At 40.7% G+C, this 20,658-nt stretch carries 27 protein-coding genes; 9 read left to right on the plus strand and 18 right to left on the minus strand.

All coding sequences use genetic code 11. The annotated features are described in order from the left end of the window. Positions 1–198: 198 nt before the first annotated feature. The 9 genes from GXP67_RS34045 to GXP67_RS34085 all read right to left on the minus strand — a co-directional run bounded on the left by GXP67_RS34045 (position 199) and on the right by GXP67_RS34085 (position 6,611). Positions 199–699, minus strand: a complete 501-nt coding sequence (locus GXP67_RS34045) for a YybH family protein (RefSeq protein WP_162447253.1) — start codon at positions 697–699, stop codon at positions 199–201. 113 nt (positions 700–812) lie between these two features. Next, positions 813–1,259, minus strand: a complete 447-nt coding sequence (locus GXP67_RS34050; RefSeq protein WP_197901796.1) for a YeeE/YedE family protein — start codon at positions 1,257–1,259, stop codon at positions 813–815. An 84-nt stretch (positions 1,260–1,343) separates the two neighbouring features. Beyond that, positions 1,344–1,916 carry a YeeE/YedE family protein gene (locus GXP67_RS34055; protein WP_162447255.1) on the minus strand — a complete coding sequence of 191 codons (573 nt, stop codon included), beginning with the start codon at positions 1,914–1,916 and terminating at the stop codon, positions 1,344–1,346. 118 nt (positions 1,917–2,034) lie between these two features. Next, the gene (locus GXP67_RS34060; RefSeq protein WP_232064753.1) at positions 2,035–2,382 is read right to left on the minus strand and encodes a rhodanese-like domain-containing protein; all 348 of its coding nucleotides are present in this window, start codon (positions 2,380–2,382) and stop codon (positions 2,035–2,037) included. A gap of 112 nt (positions 2,383–2,494) precedes the next feature. Beyond that, a complete protein-coding gene (locus tag GXP67_RS34065) occupies positions 2,495–3,910 on the minus strand; it encodes an MBL fold metallo-hydrolase (protein WP_162447256.1) in 1,416 nt (471 codons plus the stop codon). A gap of 84 nt (positions 3,911–3,994) precedes the next feature. After that, on the minus strand, positions 3,995–4,795 hold the full coding sequence (locus GXP67_RS34070) for a sulfite exporter TauE/SafE family protein (RefSeq protein WP_162447257.1): 801 nt from the start codon (positions 4,793–4,795) through the stop codon (positions 3,995–3,997). A 69-nt stretch (positions 4,796–4,864) separates the two neighbouring features. After that, positions 4,865–5,524 carry a Crp/Fnr family transcriptional regulator gene (locus GXP67_RS34075; protein WP_162447258.1) on the minus strand — a complete coding sequence of 220 codons (660 nt, stop codon included), beginning with the start codon at positions 5,522–5,524 and terminating at the stop codon, positions 4,865–4,867. Continuing rightward, positions 5,502–6,059 carry a hypothetical protein gene (locus GXP67_RS34080; RefSeq protein WP_162447259.1) on the minus strand — a complete coding sequence of 186 codons (558 nt, stop codon included), beginning with the start codon at positions 6,057–6,059 and terminating at the stop codon, positions 5,502–5,504. The genes GXP67_RS34075 and GXP67_RS34080 overlap by 23 nt, the downstream gene beginning before the upstream one ends. Before the next feature lie 78 nt (positions 6,060–6,137). Continuing rightward, a complete protein-coding gene (locus GXP67_RS34085; RefSeq protein ID WP_162447260.1) occupies positions 6,138–6,611 on the minus strand; it encodes a YdeI/OmpD-associated family protein in 474 nt (157 codons plus the stop codon). Positions 6,612–7,255: 644 nt separating this feature from the next. On the opposite strand from GXP67_RS34085, the gene GXP67_RS34090 reads away from it, so the two are divergent. The 3 genes from GXP67_RS34090 to GXP67_RS34100 all read left to right on the plus strand — a co-directional run bounded on the left by GXP67_RS34090 (position 7,256) and on the right by GXP67_RS34100 (position 8,769). Further along, the gene (locus GXP67_RS34090) at positions 7,256–7,798 is read left to right on the plus strand and encodes an inorganic diphosphatase (protein WP_162448144.1); all 543 of its coding nucleotides are present in this window, start codon (positions 7,256–7,258) and stop codon (positions 7,796–7,798) included. 45 nt (positions 7,799–7,843) lie between these two features. Then, entirely contained in the window at positions 7,844–8,059 is a 216-nt protein-coding gene (locus GXP67_RS34095; protein WP_162447261.1) for a hypothetical protein, read from the plus strand. A 386-nt stretch (positions 8,060–8,445) separates the two neighbouring features. Beyond that, a complete protein-coding gene (locus tag GXP67_RS34100) occupies positions 8,446–8,769 on the plus strand; it encodes a hypothetical protein (protein WP_162447262.1) in 324 nt (107 codons plus the stop codon). Positions 8,770–8,905: 136 nt separating this feature from the next. On the opposite strand, the gene GXP67_RS34105 is transcribed toward GXP67_RS34100, so the two are convergent. The 4 genes from GXP67_RS34105 to GXP67_RS34120 form a co-directional block, all read right to left on the minus strand. Beyond that, positions 8,906–9,205 (minus strand): hypothetical protein, encoded by a 300-nt coding sequence (locus tag GXP67_RS34105; protein WP_162447263.1) that lies wholly within the window; start codon positions 9,203–9,205, stop codon positions 8,906–8,908. 47 nt (positions 9,206–9,252) lie between these two features. Beyond that, entirely contained in the window at positions 9,253–9,513 is a 261-nt protein-coding gene (locus tag GXP67_RS34110) for an RNA recognition motif domain-containing protein (RefSeq protein WP_162447264.1), read from the minus strand. Positions 9,514–9,637: 124 nt separating this feature from the next. Beyond that, on the minus strand, positions 9,638–10,087 hold the full coding sequence (locus GXP67_RS34115; protein WP_162447265.1) for a hypothetical protein: 450 nt from the start codon (positions 10,085–10,087) through the stop codon (positions 9,638–9,640). A gap of 130 nt (positions 10,088–10,217) precedes the next feature. Next, positions 10,218–10,481 carry a hypothetical protein gene (locus GXP67_RS34120; RefSeq protein ID WP_162447266.1) on the minus strand — a complete coding sequence of 88 codons (264 nt, stop codon included), beginning with the start codon at positions 10,479–10,481 and terminating at the stop codon, positions 10,218–10,220. A gap of 148 nt (positions 10,482–10,629) precedes the next feature. On the opposite strand from GXP67_RS34120, the gene GXP67_RS34125 reads away from it, so the two are divergent. Then, the gene (locus GXP67_RS34125) at positions 10,630–11,499 is read left to right on the plus strand and encodes a transglutaminase family protein (protein WP_232064755.1); all 870 of its coding nucleotides are present in this window, start codon (positions 10,630–10,632) and stop codon (positions 11,497–11,499) included. A 126-nt stretch (positions 11,500–11,625) separates the two neighbouring features. On the opposite strand, the gene GXP67_RS34130 is transcribed toward GXP67_RS34125, so the two are convergent. From GXP67_RS34130 to GXP67_RS34140, 3 genes are all read right to left on the minus strand, one after another. Beyond that, positions 11,626–12,546 (minus strand): sterol desaturase family protein, encoded by a 921-nt coding sequence (locus GXP67_RS34130; RefSeq protein ID WP_162447268.1) that lies wholly within the window; start codon positions 12,544–12,546, stop codon positions 11,626–11,628. 270 nt (positions 12,547–12,816) lie between these two features. Further along, positions 12,817–13,719 carry an SAM-dependent methyltransferase gene (locus GXP67_RS34135; protein WP_162447269.1) on the minus strand — a complete coding sequence of 301 codons (903 nt, stop codon included), beginning with the start codon at positions 13,717–13,719 and terminating at the stop codon, positions 12,817–12,819. A gap of 116 nt (positions 13,720–13,835) precedes the next feature. Beyond that, positions 13,836–14,909: a fatty acid desaturase family protein gene (locus GXP67_RS34140; protein ID WP_162447270.1), complete on the minus strand. Its 1,074-nt coding sequence runs from the start codon at positions 14,907–14,909 to the stop codon at positions 13,836–13,838. A gap of 447 nt (positions 14,910–15,356) precedes the next feature. Here GXP67_RS34140 and GXP67_RS34145 point away from each other — a divergent pair, with 447 nt between their 5' ends. Beyond that, on the plus strand, positions 15,357–15,569 hold the full coding sequence (locus GXP67_RS34145; RefSeq protein WP_162447271.1) for a hypothetical protein: 213 nt from the start codon (positions 15,357–15,359) through the stop codon (positions 15,567–15,569). Positions 15,570–15,621: 52 nt separating this feature from the next. On the opposite strand, the gene GXP67_RS34150 is transcribed toward GXP67_RS34145, so the two are convergent. Beyond that, on the minus strand, positions 15,622–16,737 hold the full coding sequence (locus tag GXP67_RS34150) for a fatty acid desaturase family protein (protein ID WP_162447272.1): 1,116 nt from the start codon (positions 16,735–16,737) through the stop codon (positions 15,622–15,624). 143 nt (positions 16,738–16,880) lie between these two features. Next, positions 16,881–17,072 carry a cold-shock protein gene (locus tag GXP67_RS34155; RefSeq protein WP_162447273.1) on the minus strand — a complete coding sequence of 64 codons (192 nt, stop codon included), beginning with the start codon at positions 17,070–17,072 and terminating at the stop codon, positions 16,881–16,883. A 291-nt stretch (positions 17,073–17,363) separates the two neighbouring features. On the opposite strand from GXP67_RS34155, the gene GXP67_RS34160 reads away from it, so the two are divergent. From GXP67_RS34160 to GXP67_RS34170, 4 genes are all read left to right on the plus strand, one after another. After that, complete coding sequence (locus GXP67_RS34160; protein ID WP_162447274.1) at positions 17,364–17,729, plus strand: hypothetical protein; 366 nt, start codon at positions 17,364–17,366, stop codon at positions 17,727–17,729. Between the two features lie 279 nt (positions 17,730–18,008). Further along, positions 18,009–18,131 (plus strand): hypothetical protein, encoded by a 123-nt coding sequence (locus tag GXP67_RS37920; protein WP_262890469.1) that lies wholly within the window; start codon positions 18,009–18,011, stop codon positions 18,129–18,131. Positions 18,132–18,292: 161 nt separating this feature from the next. Further along, complete coding sequence (locus GXP67_RS34165; RefSeq protein WP_197901605.1) at positions 18,293–19,540, plus strand: MFS transporter; 1,248 nt, start codon at positions 18,293–18,295, stop codon at positions 19,538–19,540. 141 nt (positions 19,541–19,681) lie between these two features. Continuing rightward, positions 19,682–20,644 (plus strand): calcium/sodium antiporter, encoded by a 963-nt coding sequence (locus GXP67_RS34170; RefSeq protein ID WP_162447275.1) that lies wholly within the window; start codon positions 19,682–19,684, stop codon positions 20,642–20,644. Positions 20,645–20,658 lie beyond the last annotated feature (14 nt).

Raw genomic sequence — 20,658 nt, forward strand, 5'->3', positions numbered from 1 at the left:
GAATGGTGCAAATGTGAAGTGTGATAATAAATCGTTAGTAGTTGTTCGTTACTGGTTATCAGTAAGTATATTGTAAATCAATACATTACCCTACAAGCAAATATGCAATATCAAACTTAAATTAGTAAGAATGAGGAACAAGGATAAACTGTCTTTTGCTTTTGTTGAAAAGAGCGAATAAGGAAGTATATCTGACTGCTAACGGGATGGTTCATTGCTATTCCAGATATCGTGGGTGGTTTTCCAGGAACCATCAGGCTGCTTTTTGAGAATATTGAGGTATTTAGCCGTAGAGAAAAGCGTATCTCCTCCCCCTTTGGGTGCAAGCCGTACTTCTGCAAATCCCCGTCCGTAGGCCATATCACCGGAAACTTCTACTTGTTCGTAATAACTTTTCAACTGCGGGGTGTAGGCATCAAAAATCGACTGATAATAGCCCTGTACGGCATCCGGGCCTTTTATAGCTGGTTTATCCGGAGCCATCAGCACCGCATCTGCCGTAAAATGCTTGGCAATTCCTGCTGCATTACTCTGATTGAAAGCCGCAGCCCTTGCTTTGCTTACTGCCTCTACCGCCTGTATATCCGCCTGCACATCCTGGGTTGAAGGATTTTTCTCTGCCTGATGGCAGCCCCAAAGCAAGCATACCAAGATACCAGCCACCACAGTAATAAATAAATTCCGCCTGATCGATCGCATGATTATATATGCTTGTACAAAGTCGAAGAAATAAACCGAATTTTATTGGCTATTAAAAGCCTGGCAATAAATCATTTATAACCAACTACTTGTTTCACTGCTTTATAATTATCCTAATGAGGCAGTTTATCTCTCAATAATCCATATACCCAGGTACCCGCAATGGCACTCAGCAAGGCAACGATGATCACCGTAGCGCCAGTACCGATCAGCGCAAACAGTGGGCCCGGACAAGCACCAGCCATGGCCCATCCAAATCCAAACAGCAATCCGCCATAAATATGGCCTTTGTTAAATTTTTTCGGATGGATTTCTATTTCTTCCCCATAGATAGTTTTGATACGGAATTTTTTGATAAGCCATACCGACAGCATCCCTACAGCAACTGCTGACCCAAGCGTACCATACATATGAAAAGTTTGAAAACGGAACATTTCCTGCATGCGGAACCAGGAAACCAGTTCGGATTTCACTAATATGATTCCGAATAGTATGCCTACAAATAAGTATTTGAAATTATACCACCAGGGGTGTACCAGTTGGGATTCGTTGATACACATGGTATCCAGCGAACGTACTTCAAAATCTGTATTGGTTTCCTGAAATTCTGTTTGCTGAAAGTTAGTGGATGTTTCCATAAAGAGTTATAAGCTTAAGATGAGGGGAAGAATATAATTGGCCATGATAATACCGCCCAGCATAAAACAGCAGGTTGCCACCAGCGAAGGCCATTGCAAGGTAGAAATACCCATAATGGCATGGCCAGAAGTACAACCTCCGGCATAACGGGTACCAAATCCGATCATAAAACCACCCACCACAATCATTATAAAGCCTTTCCAGGTGAGCAGGTTTTCCCAGTTAAACAATTGTGCAGGCACCTGGGAATCGTATTGAGTAATGCCATATTGCGCAAGTTCAGCTTGCAGGGCCGGATGAACCTGGATAGGCTCAGGGGAAGCCAATATAGTTGCCGCCAGAATACCTCCCAGAAAGATACCACCAACAAAAAACAGGTTCCAGGCTTCTTTTTTCCATTCGTATTGAAAAAAAGGAATTTTTGCCGGCAGGCAAGCGGCACATATATGGCGGAGTGAGGAAGAAATACCAAAAGATTTTTTACCGATAATCAGCAACAGCGGTACAATAAGTCCGATTAAAGGACCAGCCACATACCATGGCCAGGGTTGTTTCAGCAGGTTCAGGAATTCGTTCATAGGGGAGTAAATAGCAAAAGATTATTAACAGTAACAGGTAAGCGGATCTCAACTATATAGCTGATAAACAACGTCACACCTGGAAATATTGTTATACATTTGATTCAGTTCAATGCACTCAGGACCGTATCAACTGACCATTCCATCCCAGAATACCCCGGTTTAAGTTGTATACCTTAGTAAATCCCAGATCTGCCATTACCGAACAGGCTTGCCCACTCCTGCCTCCACTGCGGCAGTACACATAATATGACTTATTTTTATCAAGGAGGGCCAGTTTTCTACTGAAAGCAGCATCCGAAATATTCAGATTTTCTGCCCCGGAAATATGGCCGCTGGCGAATTCATCATTTGTACGTACATCCAGAAGGTGGGCATTTTCATCCTCGGAGAGCTGTTTCTGAAAGTCATTGGCATTCAGGTCCTGGTACTTTTTATTCGTTTTAAACCATGAAAACATATTCATTCAATTTAGATTGTTACGTGTGAAATTAGTTAAATGCATATTGAGGCTGGTAGATATAAGTTTGATATCGGAAAATCTCATCTACACATGAATCTCCAGCCTCAACTCTGTTTTATCCGTGTATGGCTGCCGGACGGGTAAGATCAGTTCTGGGAATATCCGTTTCAGAAATGGCCTTAAAACCACCCTCAATGTCTACCACCTTTTCCCATCCTCTGGCCTTCAGAATAGAGGCTGCGATCATAGAGCGATAGCCACCGGCACAATGCAGGTATACGGTTTCATCTTTCGGAATTTCTGCCAAATGCTCATTCAGATAATCCAGCGGTGTGTTGACAGCATTGTGTATATGTCCGGCCTGAAACTCATCTTCTTTACGCACATCAAATACCCTGGGAGACTCCTTTCTATACATTTCTGCAAGTTCCTGGGCGGCAACAGAAGGAATCGTATCGGTTTCTTTGCCAGCTTTTTTCCAGGCTTCTATCCCTCCTTTCAAAAACCCTTTGGTATGATCATAGCCTACTCTTGCCAGCCTTGTAATTATTTCCTGTTCCCGGCCTTCTTCTGCAACAATTAACAGGGGATGATTCACACCAGGAATAAGTGCACCCACCCAGGGAGCAAAACTGCCCTCTATGCCGATATTAATGGAATTGGGTATAAAATCTTTGGCAAATACCTGTGCGGTTCTGGTATCGAGTACAAGGGCTCCGGTTGCATTAGCTATCGTTTCAAATTCTTCCGGAGAAAGTGCCTGTAAGCCTTGTTTAAGCACATTATCTATACTCTCGTATCCTTCTTTATTCAGTTTTGCATTCTCTGGAAAATAGGTAGGCGGAGGCAACAAGCCATTGGTTACTTCCCTGATAAATTCATCTTTGTTCATGTCAGCACGTAAGGCATAATTGGTTTGTTTCTGATGCCCCAGCGTATCTACCGTATCTTTAGACATATGTTTGCCACAAGCCGAACCAGCGCCATGTCCAGGGTAAACGATCACTTCGTCTGGCAAAGTCATGATTTTGTTCCGCAAAGAATCATAGAGCAATCCGGCCAGTTCTTCCTGGGTGAGTTGTGCTGCTTTTTGAGCCAGATCCGGACGGCCTACATCTCCCAGAAACAAGGTATCTCCGGTGAAAATCGCATGCGCTTTCCCATTTTCGTCTATAAGCAGGTAAGTAGCAGATTCCATGGTATGTCCCGGTGTATGCAGGATTTGTATGGAAACCTTTCCCAGGGTTAACACTTCCCCATCGGCAGCGATATGGGCATCAAAGCCAGGTTTAGCGGTAGGTCCGTATACAATAGTGGCACCAGTTTTAGCAGCCAGATCCAGGTGGCCGGATACAAAATCTGCATGAAAATGGGTTTCCAATACATATCTGATCTGTGCTCCATCTTTGTTTGCTTTTTCCAGGTAAGGCCCTACTTCCCGCAAAGGGTCAATAATGACGGCTTCCCCGGCAGATTCAATGTAATAGGCACCGTGTGCCAGGCAGCCTGTATAAATTTGTTCTACTTTCATGGTTTCTATTTAGAATATTTGACTATTTCAATAATAATGTAAAGATCGGCAATGAATAGTTCTTTGTCAGTGATTAAAGTCACACTAGGGCAGAAAAACGGTTTCTCTCAACACAATATACACACCCATTACCAGCACAAACCATCCGAAAGCGGTTTTCAGGGAATGGCCATGAATAAATTTAGACAGGAAACTCCCTACAAACAGGCCGGTTATAGCTATTATAGAAATACTGATGAGAAAGACAAAATCTATATGCTGACCAGAACCGATATCGCCCAGAAAGCCAATCAGGGATTTGGCAGCTATAATAAGCAGCGAAGTACCAACCGCTTTTTTCATTGGCAAATGTGATAGTAGCACCAGAGCCGGGATGATCAGAAAGCCGCCTCCGGCTCCTACCAGGCCTGTAAGAATGCCTACCACAAAGCCTTCCAGAACGATTAATGGGTAATTGTATGCCATATCCTGTCCGCTTGATGGGGTTTCCCTCTGGCTGCGGATCATGCCTATAGCCACTACCATCATAATGAAGGCAAAAAATACCATAATGGCTATATCTTTTGTAACCAATAGGCTTCCGATCGAAAATAATTCATGCGGGATATAGGGCACCAGAAACCGGCGTGTGATAAAAACGGCAATAAATGAAGGGATAGAAAAAACAAGGGCTGTACGCAAGTCTACTCTATGCTGCAAACTACTCTGTATGCCGCCTACGAGTGCCGTACTACCCACTATAAACAGAGAGTACGCCGTTGCCAGGGTAGGCTCCACATGAAACAGATATACCAGAACCGGTACGGTAAGTATAGAGCCGCCACTCCCGATTAATCCCAGAGAAATGCCAATACAAGCAGAAGCCACATAACCAATGATCTCCATAAACAATTCCTATTTTCTGCAAAGGTGGACTGCTTTCCCGTATAGTTTCGTGACAAGAGTCACACAGGCTTATAAATTGATATTTTTTATGGCAAACCTGGATACTGTAATTCTTTTTCCGGTTTCCAGCTTTTTAAGCAGTCTGGAAATCACTTCCCTGGAAGAATTCAAATCGTCGGCTATCTGCTGGTGGGTTATAGTCAGGGTATCGCTGTTGAAAGCCTGAAATTGCCTCTTCAGGTAGAACTCCAGCTTTTCGTCCATACTATGGAAGGCCACCTGGTCAATCACCTGCAATAGTTCTTCAAAACGGGAACGGTAGGTTTCCAGAACAAAATAATACCAGTTGCGGAAGTTCTTCATTAAATAATCCATATGCTGCAAAGGAATGGCCAGTGCCTTTACCGGAGTAATGGCAGTTGCTTTTATTTCACTCATTTCATTTTTTGTGGCACAGATCATAGATAAGGCGCATGCATTTCCTTTTTCCAGGTAATAGAGAAAAAACTCTTCTCCCTCCTGCCCTTCCCGGTATAATTTTACGGTTCCTTCCAGAATCAGCAAGGAATATTTAAAGTACTGCCCGGTCCGCATCAGCAGTTCTCCTTCCTTAAATTCCATAATATGCCCTACCCTGAGCAATTCTTCCATTAATACCTGATCGAATTGAGGAAAAAGCTGGGAAAGCGGTACAGCAGATTTTAGTTCATTCAATGTAAATGGGTTCATTTGTTTTTTGATAAACCTCTCCGTTGTCTAATTTCAGGTTAACTTCTACTTTAAATTCCTTATTCAGCTGAGGTTTCTTTTTCAGAATAAGGTTATAGTTTCGGAACAGAAATCCAGAAGTATCTTGTTGTAAATAGCTTTGCAAATCATATGTAGCAGGATACATCTGAATATCCAGTAAATCATTTATGGTATCGTTTGCCAGATGTTGCGGATCAAAATCATTTTTAGTGATCACAGTTAATTCATGCAGTTTCTCCTTTGAACCTTCTTCTCCATCTTTCAGGCAGCTACAGGCATAGGCACTATTCATCAAAGAGAAATTAAGCTGCTCTGGCTGGCTTTTGTTAAAATTGTAATAGGATACATCAAAATCTACCAAAAGCCTGTACCCTTCCGGTGTCATTATATTGGCGACTTTCATTTCCCTGACATCATAATATTGTCCCCGGATTTTGGGGCAGTTGCAGAAACAGCCAGGCAAAGTAAAGCCAATTGTAAAAAGTGCTGTTAAAAATACCGCTTTGGATTTCATTGTATGTATATCTCTGTCTGTAAAGATTGAACGTATAAAACAGATTGGGGAGGCATGATCAACGAAAAATTTACAACATTATCTTTTTGTCGTCTTTAGCTTTTCAACTATTTCGAACGCCCTTTTGATTCTGGTATCCACACTTTTGGCACTGCGTACATAATAAATATATCCCCGTTTATGTCCTGGCAGCAGGGCTTCAAAGAGGCGCTTGCCCCACTCATCCTGGTCGAGTACCTCCTGGAATTCCTCCGGCAGAAGTAAACCGTTATCAGGATCTGTACGGATAGAAACCTCAAAATTTTGCAAGCCAGCCAGTTTGTGTTGTCTGATCAAGGCCTTACTTACAATAATAATATATTCGTCGCCCCTGGGATTAAGCGCACACGGAAATTCATCCTTTCTTCCAATGGAACATAATACCCGGATAGCCCCTTTTGCCGTTCTGAATAATTCGCCTATATCTGGTGGAATGCGGATGGCATGGGTAAACATAGGTCCGTCCAGCAAGGATAATTCAGCCGTAAAACGTATGGGTTCACTTGTAGTCATGGCCAAATTTAAACCAATAACAGCCTCCGGTAAAATCTTTCAGGAGAAATTTGTCTGGTATTTCACTACTAAACAGAGGTTAATGAAGTGAGGCTTCCATACATCACCTGCTTTTTGCCTGATAATTACAGTAAACCTATCGCAGCAAGGTATGAATAATATTAATTTATCCGGTATATATGTCTATCTTGCAAGCAAATCCGTATAAGATATAGTCATGTGACTTAAGTCTATCATAAAGAGGACCCATCATTTTTATCACACCAGGCGTTAATGCCTTTTGTTCCTTTCATTAACCTGATATTCTGCCGGAAGCAAAAAGAGAAAGAGTACACGCAACTATGCTGGTTGTTAAAACAACATAGGGAAGCGGAGAAAAGCGGAAAATGTTTGAAATTATTAACGGCGATAGTAAGCATATATATAACTGTTAAAACAGCCTACTCTTTTTGGTAAGCTCAAACCGGATCAGGCAGCTTGCCTGTATACATTATGGCAGCTTTCTTTTGGAATGGCAATTCATGTTCACATTCATTGATACATCAAGCTTTATGATATAACCTATTGAACTTAGTCATATAATACTCATACAGCATACATAGAGAGCGAATCTATATACCATCACATGTAACTTTTCCATCATGATCAAACACCCCTGGCATCAGGTAAATATTGGCAGGTATGCACCGGAAATTGTAAGGGGCATTATTGAAATACCCCAAGGCTCCAAAGCAAAATACGAACTGGATAAAGAGAGTGGATTGCTAACGCTTGACAGGGTTTTATTCTCCTCGGTAAATTATCCGGCTAATTATGGATTTATTCCACAAACTTATGGGGAAGATCATGATCCTTTGGATATTCTTATTCTTTCACAGATAGATATTGTACCGCTTTGTATTGTGGAAGCTAAAGTGATTGGAGTAATGCGCATGCTCGATTCCGGGGAAGCCGATGATAAGATCATAGCGGTAGCAGCCCAGGACATGAGTGTAAATTATATCGAGGATATCGCCGGACTGCCTCCTCATTTTGTACACGAACTGAAGAATTTTTTTGAAGATTATAAGAAACTGGAAAACAAGGAAGTAATCGTAGAGGAGTTTTTCGGAAAAGCCATTGCACAACAAATTATTTTAGATGGCATAGCTCTTTATAAAAAGGAGTTTGGCCATAAAGCTCTGTAAACCCAAAGCACTTACCTAAGCAAGTAAATATTAAATATAAGGATTATGAACAACTGGATAAAATACACCGGAGAACACGATAAACAATACTATGATCTGAAATTAAAAACCGGCAGGCTGGTTGCTCATTGCTGGCCGTATAAAGGTATCTTCAACCCGGTAAACCGGAGCAATGAGTGGCCTATCGAAGGTTGGCGTATTGATGAAATCAGAGTTTGTGAGATGCAGAAGAATTTTCCTACTACGCCTACTGAGGGATAAGTTTTTACACAAAAAGAGCTTATACGTATTCCTATCTGAAGTAATCTGCAGCCTGTATTTTAGAGGAGAAAGCTTATGGAAAAATCCAGGTACATACTTTTAATAGTACCCTTGCCTTGTTTCTAAAACAGTTCATGGGATTGGGTTAGTTTTCTGGTGAGGTTTTCTGATTGCCACCATTAATCCTCTGCCTGATCTTCCGGACTGGAAACCGGTGCCTATTCAAAAACTACATCATTTTAGATCACTCACTTTAAACACCTGCCAGCTGATCCGCCTGAATTGATTGGTAGCCTATATTTGCCTGCAAATCAACAAATAATAAATACAGCCAGCAGCTATTAAAACCCCTTTTATTCAGGTATATTTAGTAAAACAATAAATATATGGCTAGAGCTTTAGTAAATGAATTAAAACACATCCGGGATCTGGTAAATGACTTAACGATAGACGACGAAAAGGCCAAAGCATTGGAAGCTTTTATTGGCCAGTCGGTAGAAATTATTTCAAGCATGAGCAGCCCAAAGGATGATTTTTTTGAAGGACGCAAAAAATTAGCTTTGGACGATCTGCAAAATCAGTCTTCCAGACACCTGAAAGGATATTGGGATGAAAAAAATAAGATTGAAAAGATTTCTGAATTTAGCCGTGCCCGCAGTGAAGCCAGTCAGGCGATGAATAGTGTACTGGCATGCTTTAAACATAAATAGCTATTCCATTTTTAGAACTGGCCTTACTTAATTTATAAGTAGTTACAACAAGAGGAGCAACATACTATTATGTTGCTCCTCTTTGTATTTGTACATAAACCTCAAGTGTGTACAACAGATTTACTATCTATAGCTTTTACCCATTTTTCTTCAACTGGCTTTTTACAATTTTAAGCAGGGCATTAAAAAAATAGGCTTTGCGGGGATATGCTTTTAGATCATTAGCCAGCCGTTTTCTTAGTTGAAGCAACTCCGTCGTACTTGCATTTTTTATTCCTGTGGCAAACTTACCAATGGTAAAAAAAGAAAACTGTTCTGCCAGTAGGCATTTTTCATACGATATACTTCCTTGGGCCAGCATAGGCCAGAGCGATTTATCGTAGGAAGGAAACACTTTCATAGGAATAGCTGATATAAAAATATGGTGTACAGACATGCCTTGATAATGGCTTTATCTGTAAACAAAACCTGATGAAGCAAGTATTAAATAAGCCTGTAAGTGGTTCTGGCTTTAGCCCTGCTTACACTCAGCACCCGGTGGCCTACTTTGTAATTGTTTAATTTTGAAATAGCTTCTAAGGCCTCATTTTCATTGGGCATGGTAATAAAAGCAAACCCTTTGGACGTATTTGTATAATGGTCTTTTATAATTTTAACAGAACTTATTTCCCCAAAACCAGCGAATAACTCTTTCAGGTCAGATTCCAGCATCGAACCACTTATATTATCAATATGAATATCCATTATTGTTTGTTTAAAATGTTTGAATGGTAAGTAAAAAGTAATGATAAAGAAAAGACATACGGAAGCTGTAGCACCTCACAAAAATTGATTGCCAAAGCTTCTTACAAAAAATCTACTTTACTGCTCAGGCAGGAAGCATTTCTAAAACCGGTGATTTTACTGCCGGTTCAGCCTGGAAGAGGCTTTCTTCAATGGCAATAATAAGTTTGTGTTCATCCGTTTTGTCAGCAGCTATTCCAAAGTCTTTGTTGGGCAAGGTGGCTTTATATATTTTATCGAATAAGTTCCAGCTTATTCCTTTATCCATGGCTCTGTCTAAGGAAATGGATACCTGATTTTTTTTATAGATTAACAGAATTGCCTGATTTACCTGGCTTACCTGGGCCTGTACATCGATATTGGAGCTTATCAGTAAACTAAACAGGCTGGAAAAAGAACTGGCAAATTTATTTATTAACTCTCTCCCTTCTTTTTCAAGTTTATCCAGCTGACTTTTTTGCTTTTCTTCTTCTGCCCGTTTAAAGCTTTCCCTCAATTCGTGCGCAAAGTGCTGCAGAGGAGTTAAATTTTCCATACAAGTTTTATTTTATTGTTTAGTTGTGAATTAATTCAGTGATACGTCCGATGGACTGATTATAAAAAATTATGCATTCCTCAGCCTGATAAATGAATGTATGGGTAAATTCAGAAAAATGTAGCCGGCTTTATTTTCTAAATTCCTGCCGGCATATGAGTTCATATTCTTCTTCATCTATCACCTGGAGAGAATTATAATCTGGAATGAACTCAGTTTTGGTGCATTTTAAGGTAGCTGCATTACGGGCCTGAGCTATATCGTGAGCATTTACAGGAATCCAGGCTTCTCTTGCCGAAATATTCTTAATGAGTTTGATTTTGTAAAGAGCCATATCCGACAAATATAAAGGTGGGTTATTAGTAGAAGCCTTATCTGCTGGTAAACGTTCCATTTATGGAATAAGTTATTAAAACAATTTCTCGGGAAGTAATTCTGAATCAACAAAATACATATTGGGCGGTTTCTTTCCGGATGGATGAATGATAATGGAGCATCGCTTGTTAACAAAGAATAAGCCTTTTCTACCAGACCTAATGCACATGCATGTAGCCATCCATCACCATACCAGATATCAGTACGACCGTCCGGTTCTCCACTCTACCCATTTCCTTCGCCTAAAACCAGCTGCTCATAGCCGTACTCCTATTGAGGCATATTCGCTCACCATCAAACCTGAGAAATACCAGATTCACTGGCAACAAGACCCTTTTGGCAATTTTATAGCACGCATCGACTTTGAAGAATTTATGCAGGAATTGTCTATTGATGTAGACATCGTAGCAGATATCAGCCAGATCAACCCTTTCGACTTTTTTCTGGATGATTATGCCCAGTACTTTCCTTTCGACTATGAACCCCAGCTCAAAAAAGACCTGGCTCCCTACCTGGAAATTACAGAACAAAGCCCAGCTTTGTTGCAATGGCTCGATGCAATAGACCGCTCCGGACGAGGAATTATTGATTTTCTGGTGATGCTCAATGAAAAAATATTCAAAGACATACGCTATACGGTACGCATGGAGCCAGGTGTGCAAACCAGTGAAGAAACCTTACAGTATGCCATAGGTTCGTGCCGGGATTCTGCCTGGTTGCTGGTGCAGGTGCTCCGGCATCTGGGATTGGCGGCCCGCTTCGTTTCAGGCTACCTGGTACAATTAGCTTCCGGTTCATCCTCAGGTAGTGTATCCTCCAGTTTGTCAGAAGATTTTACGGCACTGCATGCCTGGGCAGAAGTATATATTCCTGGCGCCGGCTGGATTGGGCTGGATGCTACCTCTGGCTTGATGGCCGGCGAAGGACATATCCCACTGGCTTGTACACCCAGTCCGGAAAGTGCAGCTCCCATTACCGGCACTGCTGAAAAATCCGAAACTATTTTAACCTACCGCAATACAGTAGAACGTCTGTAAGTACGCTCATTCGCCTTTGCAGCTATAATTTTACCTGAAAATACTGAGTCCTAATTATCGGGTGAAATGGAATAGGTAAAAATTCCTGTGCAGTTTATATCTGGCAATCGATTCATGGCTCTCATTTCATGCGCTGTAGGTATTCGCCCTCTGATTTTGTTTCTTTAGTCCAGCCTGAATCTGTTTTGCGGTTTTTGTGGAACCGTCATGACTCCAACCTGGGGAATAAAACATATATTTAAGCTTTGTTTTCCAGGAAGGCACTTTTCTCATATCATGCCAGATGTTATTATACTCATAAAATACCACCTTAAATGGATTATATGTATCCGGGCCTTTTGGCAGACCAAAGGTCAGGGTATTGGTATCAGGTTCTCTTTCGAAGGTACCAAACAGCTTGTCCCATATAATAAGAATACCTCCATGGTTTTTGTCCAGGTATTGCATATCGCTTGAATGGTGTACCTGATGAAGTTTAGGCGTGTTAAATATATATTCAATAAAGCCCAGGTGAGGCACTTTTTTGCTATGCAAAAAGAACTGATAGATAGAGTTGATAGAGATAGCAGTAGCCACCATAATGGGGTGAAAGCCCAGCAAGGGCATCCATAACCAGAATAGCGGCTTGTAAAACATAGTAGTCCAGCCATTGCGGATACCGCTACCCAGGTTAAAATACTTTGATGAGTGATGTACTACATGGGCTGCCCACAAAAAACGGATGCTATGGCTCATGCGGTGATACCAGTAAAAACTAAAATCATCAGCAAAAAAAGCGAGTATCCATACCCACCAGGCCCATCCCAGTGATTCATACCCCAATAACTGAAGCCTGATTCCCTTAAAGCTTTCGTACAGAAAAAAGAAAATTCCAAGAACAGCAATTTTGGTAAGTGAAGTAATTACACTTGCACCAAAAGCCAGATATAAACTATTTTTAAAATCTTTGGTTTCATACAAATGTTCTTCGTGTTTGATACTAAGAATGATCTCTGCAATAATGAGCACAGCAAAAACGGGGGTAGCATATACTATTGGATCAATCATGTGTAAGCTAGGTTTATATATGGTTACACTATTTTAAACTAAGAAGCCTGATTGCTTTATAGCAAAACGTTTTCTAGCCAGATAGGTATCAGACCTTACAACAAAAACCTCTGGCTATTAAAGATACTAAACGAACAAAAAGGCAACACATTTCAACCCTGCAGTATCCACTTTAAATATTCTCAGACAAGTCTGGAAGGATAAAGTTTTACAAGAATTGTATAGGCAGATAATTTTAACACTTCAGCTTCGTTTACCCATTCACCCTTATTAGATTTTTTCAAATACAAACCGGTAATGCTCCATGGTTTCTCTTTGAAAACAAACCCGGTTAGGGCTGGTCCGGAATACAGCAATCAGATCACGGAAAGCAGGATTGGCGATAAACTTAGGTACCAGCGATGCATACAGCTTGTATTTCTCCAGGTTAAATTTGCGGAAACGTTTTCTCCATTCGCCAATTGTTTGAATATAATCCAGGCGGCCGCTGCTTTGTGAAATCAGTTTAAAATGCGGAGCCGCATTTCTGATCACCTGTTCTGGCCCATAGGGCAACCAGGAACCGGGGAATTGGGCAACCATTAAAGCCAGGGCATATGAATCGGAATTCTTGTCGGCTTTCAGACTGATGTCTTTAAAATCAATCATATTTTTACCAAATACCATCGTCTGGGCATAATACCTTCCACCAACCGGAAGCAGGTCAGAGATATTGTTGAAAAAATTTGCATAGATTTCATCCTGTTTTCCCTGTTGCCATTCTTCTACCGAACAAAAATGTTCCATGCCCCCAATACAACTCACTGCATCAAACTGCCCGTAATGCGCCGGACGTATCTTACGGCAATCCATTACATCTACTTTCAATCCATTCTGCCGGCAAGCCGCTGCCTGACCTTGTGATAAGGTAACACCCAGCCCATGGGCGCCCCTTTTTTTAATATAGGTAAGAAATGGCCCCCAGCCGCAGGCCATATCCAGCACTTTGCTGTCCTTTCCGATATGAAGGCTATCAGCAATAAATTTGTGTTTTTGCTGCTGGGCTTCTTCCAGAGAAAGAGAAAAATCTCCATTGTACATTGCACCACTGTAATCGCCGGTTTCACCTACACTGAGCCGGAATATTTTATCAATGGTGGTATAGGTAAAATCAAGGTCCTGCTGACTTGCCATAAAAAAATATTGGGTTTAAAAATTAAAAATAAAATATGATGACCGCAAGTTTTTTCTCCAGTGAAAAACCGGAGCAGTAAAACCCAGTGATAAACCGTTGTAATTATTTCTCAGGCTCAGGCATTGCCAAGCCTTTTAATATGCAGTATATGTGACTGAAATGCCTTGAACACCGTGCTATATTCGAGGTAGGTAATACCAAATTCGAGGCATGTTTCTTTAACCAGGCGGTTAATCTGCGGATAATGAATATGACTTACCTTAGGAAACAAGTGGTGTTCTACCTGAAAATTAAGGCCTCCCAGCATCCAGCAGATCACTTTATTTTGAGTGGCAAAATTAGCCGTGGTATTTACCTGATGTATCGCCCACTCCTGCTCTATTTTATTCGTTTGCTGGCTGGGCTGAGGAAAATGAGTACCTTCTACAATATGTGCTAGCTGGAATACAACACTGATAAACAATCCGCATACTGAAGTAATGATTAGAAAACCTATAAGTGCCTGAATAAATCCTACCATTATAATAGGCAGAACCAGATACAGTCCTATATACAAAGTTTTGGTAATCCAGAATATCCAATGTTCCTTCCGGTCAAGACCCCTGGGAGCTGTGTCATGGGCAGCAATTTTGCCAGTAAAGTATTTTTCAAAGTCATGGTAAAATATCCAGACGATATACGAAATGCCATACAATACGATAAAATACAAGTGCTGGAAGCGGTGAAACGAATGTCTGGGCTGATGTTCATGCAGCCGCATAAAGGGTTTTACATCAATATCAGAGTCCATCCCTTCAATATTGGTATACGTATGGTGGTTGATATTATGTTTGATTTTCCAGAAATAGGCATTTCCGCCCAGCACATTCAGAAAATAGGCCGAGGTGCTGTTGAGCCATTTATGCTTTGAAAAACTCTGATGGCCTCCTTCATGCATGATATTAAATCCTATAATGGCCAGATTCATGCCCAGCAATAAGCATAGTACCAGGGCAATAAGCGGATGAGGCGTAAAGAAAACTAAAATAATATACAGCGTAAGGGCAGAAAATACCTGGAATAGGCTTTTGACAAGCAATTTCCAGCTACCGGAGGTATCCAGCTTATTGGCAGAAAAATGGAGGTCTACTTTTTCTTTTAATACTTTAAAAAACAAACTCTGCTTATTGGTGAAACTGACTTTTGACATAATCTTATGAATGGTGACATATTTGGTACAGACTATATCAGAAGTTATTCAGACTTGTAATACAGGTATATATTTAACGCTGATCAAGCACTTTAGTAGATTATAAATGAATTTATAATTTCGTGATCGGCAATTACGCATTAAACCTTTACAGGTATAGAATGAGTATTATATGCAGTATTGTATACAAATTATAAGATCAGGAGTTGGGCAGGTAAGGTATATATTAATTCCTATAAATTTACAGAACTGCTTACTATTTATCAGCAAATATAGCCTTAGCGCCAGATTTTTCATGTTTATAGCTGCGCTCTCTGCAAACTTCCCTGATAAAATTACCATACAGCCATAGTTTATCCGGATTTAATGCTATATCTTGACAAATAACACATTCTTTTGAACCTAAATCTCTACTCCCATATCTACCAGATTGAAGGATAAGCGCCAGTGAATCAAACCATCATCATTCTTAAAAAAGACCTGGAAGAAAACCCGGATGTAAGTCATTATTTGTCCGGCGTGTCTGTACGGGTAAAAGAACTGGAAAATGCCTGTGCATATGTACCCCTAAAAAATGCATTTGTAGACATTATACTTATGCTGAATGAATACAAAATTGCCTTCTTTATGAGTTCAGAACAAGTAGATACTTTCGGATAAGGATCTTACTTATTCTTTTTATTTCTCTGCCCTGTCCGGTTTATAAATTAAGCTATACTAATACTTTCACAGCCGTTTGTTCCTGGTAAGCTTGTTTGCCCATTAGTCTTAACAACCGGTAATGCGATTGCAGCGCTGTAAAGAAGGTAGTATTTTCCAGGTATGGCACATTACACTCGATAGCGGTTTCCCGCACAATTTTAGACAGTTCTTTGTAATGAATATGACAAATTTTTGGAAACAGATGATGTTCGATCTGCATATTCAGGCCGCCACATAAGAAATGAGCCAGCCCACTTTTGCCCGAAAAATTAGCGGTAGTCAGCATCTGGTGCACGGCCCAGGCCTCTTCTACATTGCCATCCTCATTAGGGAGCGGAAAATGAGTGGCTTCCACCACATGTGCCAGTTGAAAAACCAGTCCTATTACCAGGCCTTCCACCAGGTGCATTACAACAAATCCGATAGCTACCTGCCACCAGCTAAGGTCAAGCACAAGCATGGGCAGCACGATAAACATAAAATAATAGAAAAACTTATAGAAAAACAGGTTAAAATATTCAATAGGCGGATGCCCGTTGGTTTCATGTTGTCCTATTTTTTTCTGGAAAAACTTTTTAAAGTCCTTTCGCAGCACCCAGGAGAGAGAAGCCAGTCCATAGAGCAAAAAGGCATACAGGTGCTGAAAGCGTTGTACTTTATTTACTTTCTCATCTTTATCCAGGCGGATCAACCCTGGAGCCACTTCTATGTCTTCATCATGGCCGGCAATATTGGTATAGGTATGATGCACAATATTGTGCGAAATACTCCATACATAGGGATTAGCACCCAGCAGATAAAAAGTATGGCTTAACAGGGCATTTACTTTTTTGCTGGCAGAAAAAGAACCATGAATAGCATCGTGAGAAATATTAAACCCGATAAAGGCAGCAAATGTCCCCAGAAGTATAGCCAGCAGGAGCATTACCCAGGGTCCAAACAGGTTGGAAATAATCAGGCCGTACAAGAAGCAGTATCCGCTTAGAAAGAATATGGTTTTCATCCACATAGCCCGGTTGGCATGCCTGGAAATTCCATTCTCTGTAAAATAGGCTTCCACCCGTTTCCGGGTAGTCGCAAAAAAGGTCGAATTATTGGTGTTAATAAATTTAATTTTTGGTGGCATTTGACTCAGATTTGGTGATAAAACTATAAAGAATTTCCAGTGTAAACAACTGGCTATTCTATAAAATGAAGGAGAGCCTACTTTTAAATAGAACAAAAAAGCCCCAGAACTGGGGCTTGGCAAAACTATCTATATCTGTAAGATTAAGCTAATTCTACATTTACTGCATTAGGGCCTTTTCTGCCTTCTTCCACCTGAAAAGTGACTTGGTCATTTTCCCTGATCTCATCAATTAAGCCGCTAACATGAACAAAGATGTCCTGATTTGTACCTTCTGTTTGAATAAATCCGAAACCTTTGGTCTGATTAAAAAATTTTACTGTTCCTTTTTGCATTTAATTTATTATGTTATTATACATTTTGTTATGTATACAAGCCTAACCTGTAACATCCGGTATAAGTTCAGTATAGCAAAGATATTTTTAAAATTCATTCTATTGCCTGTTCTGATATAATGTAATACTCTGGCGCTACGCTTTAAAGAACTTAAAAAAGAGGCCACAAAACAATGGTGTTAATGCTGAATTTTCACATCAGTATCAGTTCTGGTTAACAGGCATAATACACAAAAGCAGCCGCAAATTTGAATAGCGATCAAATTATCTGTAAATTTGAATCAGTATCATATGCGTGTCTCAATAAAAACAGGAAGGATATTGCTTTTATTCTGGTGGCTGCTCCTGGCTTCCGGCATAAACCCTGTGCGCCCTATCTATTCCCCTGACACACTTCCCTCCCATAATCACTCAGATACTTCTCTGCCTGAACAAGTAAAAAGCAATCTGTATAGTCCGGAAACACTCAAATTGCCAGATGCGCTGGTAAGCCCAATCCCATCCTTTCAGTTTGGCTTTGTTGAATCGGTCGCTTGTTTTCTGTTTATCCTTTTTTGCCTGTATGTTCCGATTGTAATTAAGGAAATCATCCACTGTTTTACCAGCTCCTATTTTCACACCCTGTTTTCCAGCCTCATCCTCATTAATGCCCCTTAGCGGCTTGGGCTCTTTCTTTTTTCAGGTCATTTGTTTTGAAAGATAGCCATTAAAGCGATCAGCAGAGCTGTTTAGCAATTATTTCTGTAGCCTATCTATAAATATAAGGCTTTTATTATCAACAGGAATAGTTGCTGGTATCTGTTTGCTGAGTACTGGCATTATTGAGGTTATACAAAGCAACTTATTGACCAACATTTTTTCTATTCACATGGAGTCATGGTATGGCAATTTGCCTGATGCTCTCCGGTATACTTTATATTTTTCCATATTCTTATCATGAAAACTTCCAATCAAAAACAAGAAAATAATCAGGAATCGACCGAGCAAGTAAACTGGGTAGTAGTAGGACCCATCTTAGCTGTTCTTCTGGGTGCTATTATCTGGACCCTGTTTTTCTAAACTCAAATAGCCCAATCCGGAGTTTTTAATAAGCTCCGGATTATTTATAAGTAAAGTGGAAAAAGATAAAATTTCTATACAGGTTTTACACGCTTTGAAAGTATTTTATTAGTTTCGGCTTTGGTAAGGCAAAAAGCCTCTCCGGAGTTTCTCCCAACTATATGAATATTCCAAGCACCCAGACTAACAAACAATCCTTTATTTTAAATGCCACTGTTATTGTAGCCTCATTGGGTTATTTTGTAGACATATATGATCTGCTGCTGTTTAGTATTGTACGTATTCCCAGTCTCCGTTCTCTGGGTCTGGAGGGCGATGCCCTGCGGGATAAAGGTATTTTTTTGCTGAATGTACAAATGACCGGCTTACTGGTGGGAGGTATTTTCTGGGGTATTCTGGGCGATAAAAAAGGCCGGCTTTCCGTATTGTTCGGGTCTATTTTTATGTATTCGGTTGCCAATATTGCCAATGGTTTTGTGCAAAGCATCGAAGCGTATTCTGTGTGGCGTTTTATTGCAGGTATCGGTTTGGCTGGTGAACTGGGAGCAGGCATTACCCTGGTGGCTGAAATTCTTCCTAAAGAAAAAAGAGGCATCGGCACTACCATTGTCGCTGCGGTAGGAATCAGTGGGGCGGTGGTTGCCTGGTTTATTGCCGAAATGTTTAGCTGGCGGGTATCTTATTTTATCGGAGGCGGTTTGGGATTATCATTGCTGTTGTTGCGGATAGGCGTAGCTGAATCGAAAATGTTCGGACAAGCCAAAATTACACATGAGAAAAGAGGAGATTTTTTCGCTTTATTCACCGATAAACAACGCTTATTTAAATACATCCGCTGCATTCTGATTGGCATTCCGCTTTGGTATGTAGTAGGGATTCTGATCACTTTATCGCCGGAATTCGGAAAGGCAATGGGCGTACAAGGTGTAGTAAATGCCGGAACCTCGGTAGCCTGCTGTTATGCCGGTATTGTAATAGGGGATATTGTCAGTGGAGGCCTAAGCCAGTATCTGAAAAGCCGCTTAAAGGTGCTGTATATTTACCTGGGTGTTTCTATTCTCACGCTGTCTGTATTCTTCCTTTTGCGGGATGTGACACTTCCGGTGTTTTACACCATGTGTTTTATTCTGGGATTGAACATGGGCTACTGGGTTATTTTCATGACCATCGCCACTGAACAATTTGGCACCAATATCCGGGCAACCGTTACTACGACCGTACCTAATTTTGTGAGGGGAGCAGTCGTTCCGCTTACTTTTCTATTTGGCCTTTTCCTTCAGCTATTTAATAATTCCGTAATATGGGCAGGAATTCTGGTGGGTATCATTAGCCTGGCTTGTGCCTTTCTGGCACTCAGAGGCATGCAGGAAACGTTTTTCAAAGACCTGGATTATACCGAGAATCTATAAAACCAACACAATTCGGGTAAACTATAGTTGTAAGGCCGTCTCATATTGAAAATTGAGTCTGTTCATTTCCCATACTTAGGTTACTTTTTTCTAAACTAGCATCAACTTCAACGACAGTTATTTTTATAATCAATCAGATTTATGATCACACAAATTTTACTACTCCTTGTTGGTTTTGCAGTACTTATTTTTGGTGCGGATTTTCTGGTGAGTGGAGCTTCCTCTCTGGCCAAACGTTTTAACATCTCTGAATTAGCCATTGGTTTAACAGTGGTCGCCTTTGGTACTTCTACCCCTGAGCTGATTGTAAGCGGCATTGCCAGTGTACAGGGGCACAATGAAGTGGCATTTGGAAATGTGATCGGAAGCAATGTGTTTAACTTGTTTTTTATTTTGGGTGTAGCCGGAATCGTATATCCCATTGTAGTTCAGTCTAATACCGTCTGGAAGGAAATTCCTTATTCCTTACTGGCAGCCCTGGTGCTGTATGTGCTGGTAAACGACGTAGCTTTGTTTGGCAAATCGGAAGATGTACTTACTTTCTGGGATGGAATAATTTTGCTGGTTTTCTTTATAGCCTTCCTAGCATATGTAATGGCCAATATGAAGCAGGAAATAACCGAAGGCGAACAAGACTCTATTAAAGTGTATGGCCCTGTTAAAACTACTTTGATGATCATAGGCGGACTGGCTGCCCTGATTGCCGGAGGTAAATTTGTAGTCGACAGTTCTATCGCCATTGCTCAAGGTTTTGGCATCAGCGAAAAAATTATAGGCCTTACCATTGTAGCCGCCGGAACTTCGCTTCCCGAACTGGCTACTTCAACAGTGGCTGCTTTTAAGAAACGGAGCGATATAGCCATTGGTAACGTAGTAGGCTCTAATATTTTTAATATATTCTTTATCCTCTCTGTTTGCTCCCTGATTACACCCATTCCCTACAACAAAGCCATGAATTTTGATATTTATGTATTGTCTATCGGGACAGGTTTGCTGTTTGTTACCATGTTCAGCGGCCGCCTGCGTAAAATTGACCGCTGGGAAGCCATCCTGTTATTAATCGGCTATATTGCCTATGTATGGTACCTGATCTCGCAGGAATAAAACTGAATCGTTAT

This window comes from Rhodocytophaga rosea, from assembly GCF_010119975.1.
GTDB lineage: Bacteria > Bacteroidota > Bacteroidia > Cytophagales > 172606-1 > Rhodocytophaga > Rhodocytophaga rosea.

Coding starts and splice junctions, on each gene's coding strand:
- GXP67_RS34045 (WP_162447253.1), bottom strand. CDS start 699: ATGCGATCGATCAGGCGGAATTTATTTATTACTGTGGTGGCTGGTATC.
- GXP67_RS34050 (WP_197901796.1), bottom strand. CDS start 1,259: ATGTGTATCAACGAATCCCAACTGGTACACCCCTGGTGGTATAATTTC.
- GXP67_RS34055 (WP_162447255.1), bottom strand. CDS start 1,916: ATGAACGAATTCCTGAACCTGCTGAAACAACCCTGGCCATGGTATGTG.
- GXP67_RS34060 (WP_232064753.1), bottom strand. CDS start 2,382: ATGAATATGTTTTCATGGTTTAAAACGAATAAAAAGTACCAGGACCTG.
- GXP67_RS34065 (WP_162447256.1), bottom strand. CDS start 3,910: ATGAAAGTAGAACAAATTTATACAGGCTGCCTGGCACACGGTGCCTAT.
- GXP67_RS34070 (WP_162447257.1), bottom strand. CDS start 4,795: ATGGAGATCATTGGTTATGTGGCTTCTGCTTGTATTGGCATTTCTCTG.
- GXP67_RS34075 (WP_162447258.1), bottom strand. CDS start 5,524: ATGAACCCATTTACATTGAATGAACTAAAATCTGCTGTACCGCTTTCC.
- GXP67_RS34080 (WP_162447259.1), bottom strand. CDS start 6,059: ATGAAATCCAAAGCGGTATTTTTAACAGCACTTTTTACAATTGGCTTT.
- GXP67_RS34085 (WP_162447260.1), bottom strand. CDS start 6,611: ATGACTACAAGTGAACCCATACGTTTTACGGCTGAATTATCCTTGCTG.
- GXP67_RS34095 (WP_162447261.1), top strand. CDS start 7,844: ATGAACAACTGGATAAAATACACCGGAGAACACGATAAACAATACTAT.
- GXP67_RS34100 (WP_162447262.1), top strand. CDS start 8,446: ATGGCTAGAGCTTTAGTAAATGAATTAAAACACATCCGGGATCTGGTA.
- GXP67_RS34105 (WP_162447263.1), bottom strand. CDS start 9,205: ATGTCTGTACACCATATTTTTATATCAGCTATTCCTATGAAAGTGTTT.
- GXP67_RS34110 (WP_162447264.1), bottom strand. CDS start 9,513: ATGGATATTCATATTGATAATATAAGTGGTTCGATGCTGGAATCTGAC.
- GXP67_RS34115 (WP_162447265.1), bottom strand. CDS start 10,087: ATGGAAAATTTAACTCCTCTGCAGCACTTTGCGCACGAATTGAGGGAA.
- GXP67_RS34120 (WP_162447266.1), bottom strand. CDS start 10,481: ATGGAACGTTTACCAGCAGATAAGGCTTCTACTAATAACCCACCTTTA.
- GXP67_RS34125 (WP_232064755.1), top strand. CDS start 10,630: ATGCATGTAGCCATCCATCACCATACCAGATATCAGTACGACCGTCCG.
- GXP67_RS34130 (WP_162447268.1), bottom strand. CDS start 12,546: ATGATTGATCCAATAGTATATGCTACCCCCGTTTTTGCTGTGCTCATT.
- GXP67_RS34135 (WP_162447269.1), bottom strand. CDS start 13,719: ATGGCAAGTCAGCAGGACCTTGATTTTACCTATACCACCATTGATAAA.
- GXP67_RS34140 (WP_162447270.1), bottom strand. CDS start 14,909: ATGTCAAAAGTCAGTTTCACCAATAAGCAGAGTTTGTTTTTTAAAGTA.
- GXP67_RS34150 (WP_162447272.1), bottom strand. CDS start 16,737: ATGCCACCAAAAATTAAATTTATTAACACCAATAATTCGACCTTTTTT.
- GXP67_RS34155 (WP_162447273.1), bottom strand. CDS start 17,072: ATGCAAAAAGGAACAGTAAAATTTTTTAATCAGACCAAAGGTTTCGGA.
- GXP67_RS34160 (WP_162447274.1), top strand. CDS start 17,364: ATGCGTGTCTCAATAAAAACAGGAAGGATATTGCTTTTATTCTGGTGG.
- GXP67_RS37920 (WP_262890469.1), top strand. CDS start 18,009: ATGAAAACTTCCAATCAAAAACAAGAAAATAATCAGGAATCGACCGAG.
- GXP67_RS34165 (WP_197901605.1), top strand. CDS start 18,293: ATGAATATTCCAAGCACCCAGACTAACAAACAATCCTTTATTTTAAAT.
- GXP67_RS34170 (WP_162447275.1), top strand. CDS start 19,682: ATGATCACACAAATTTTACTACTCCTTGTTGGTTTTGCAGTACTTATT.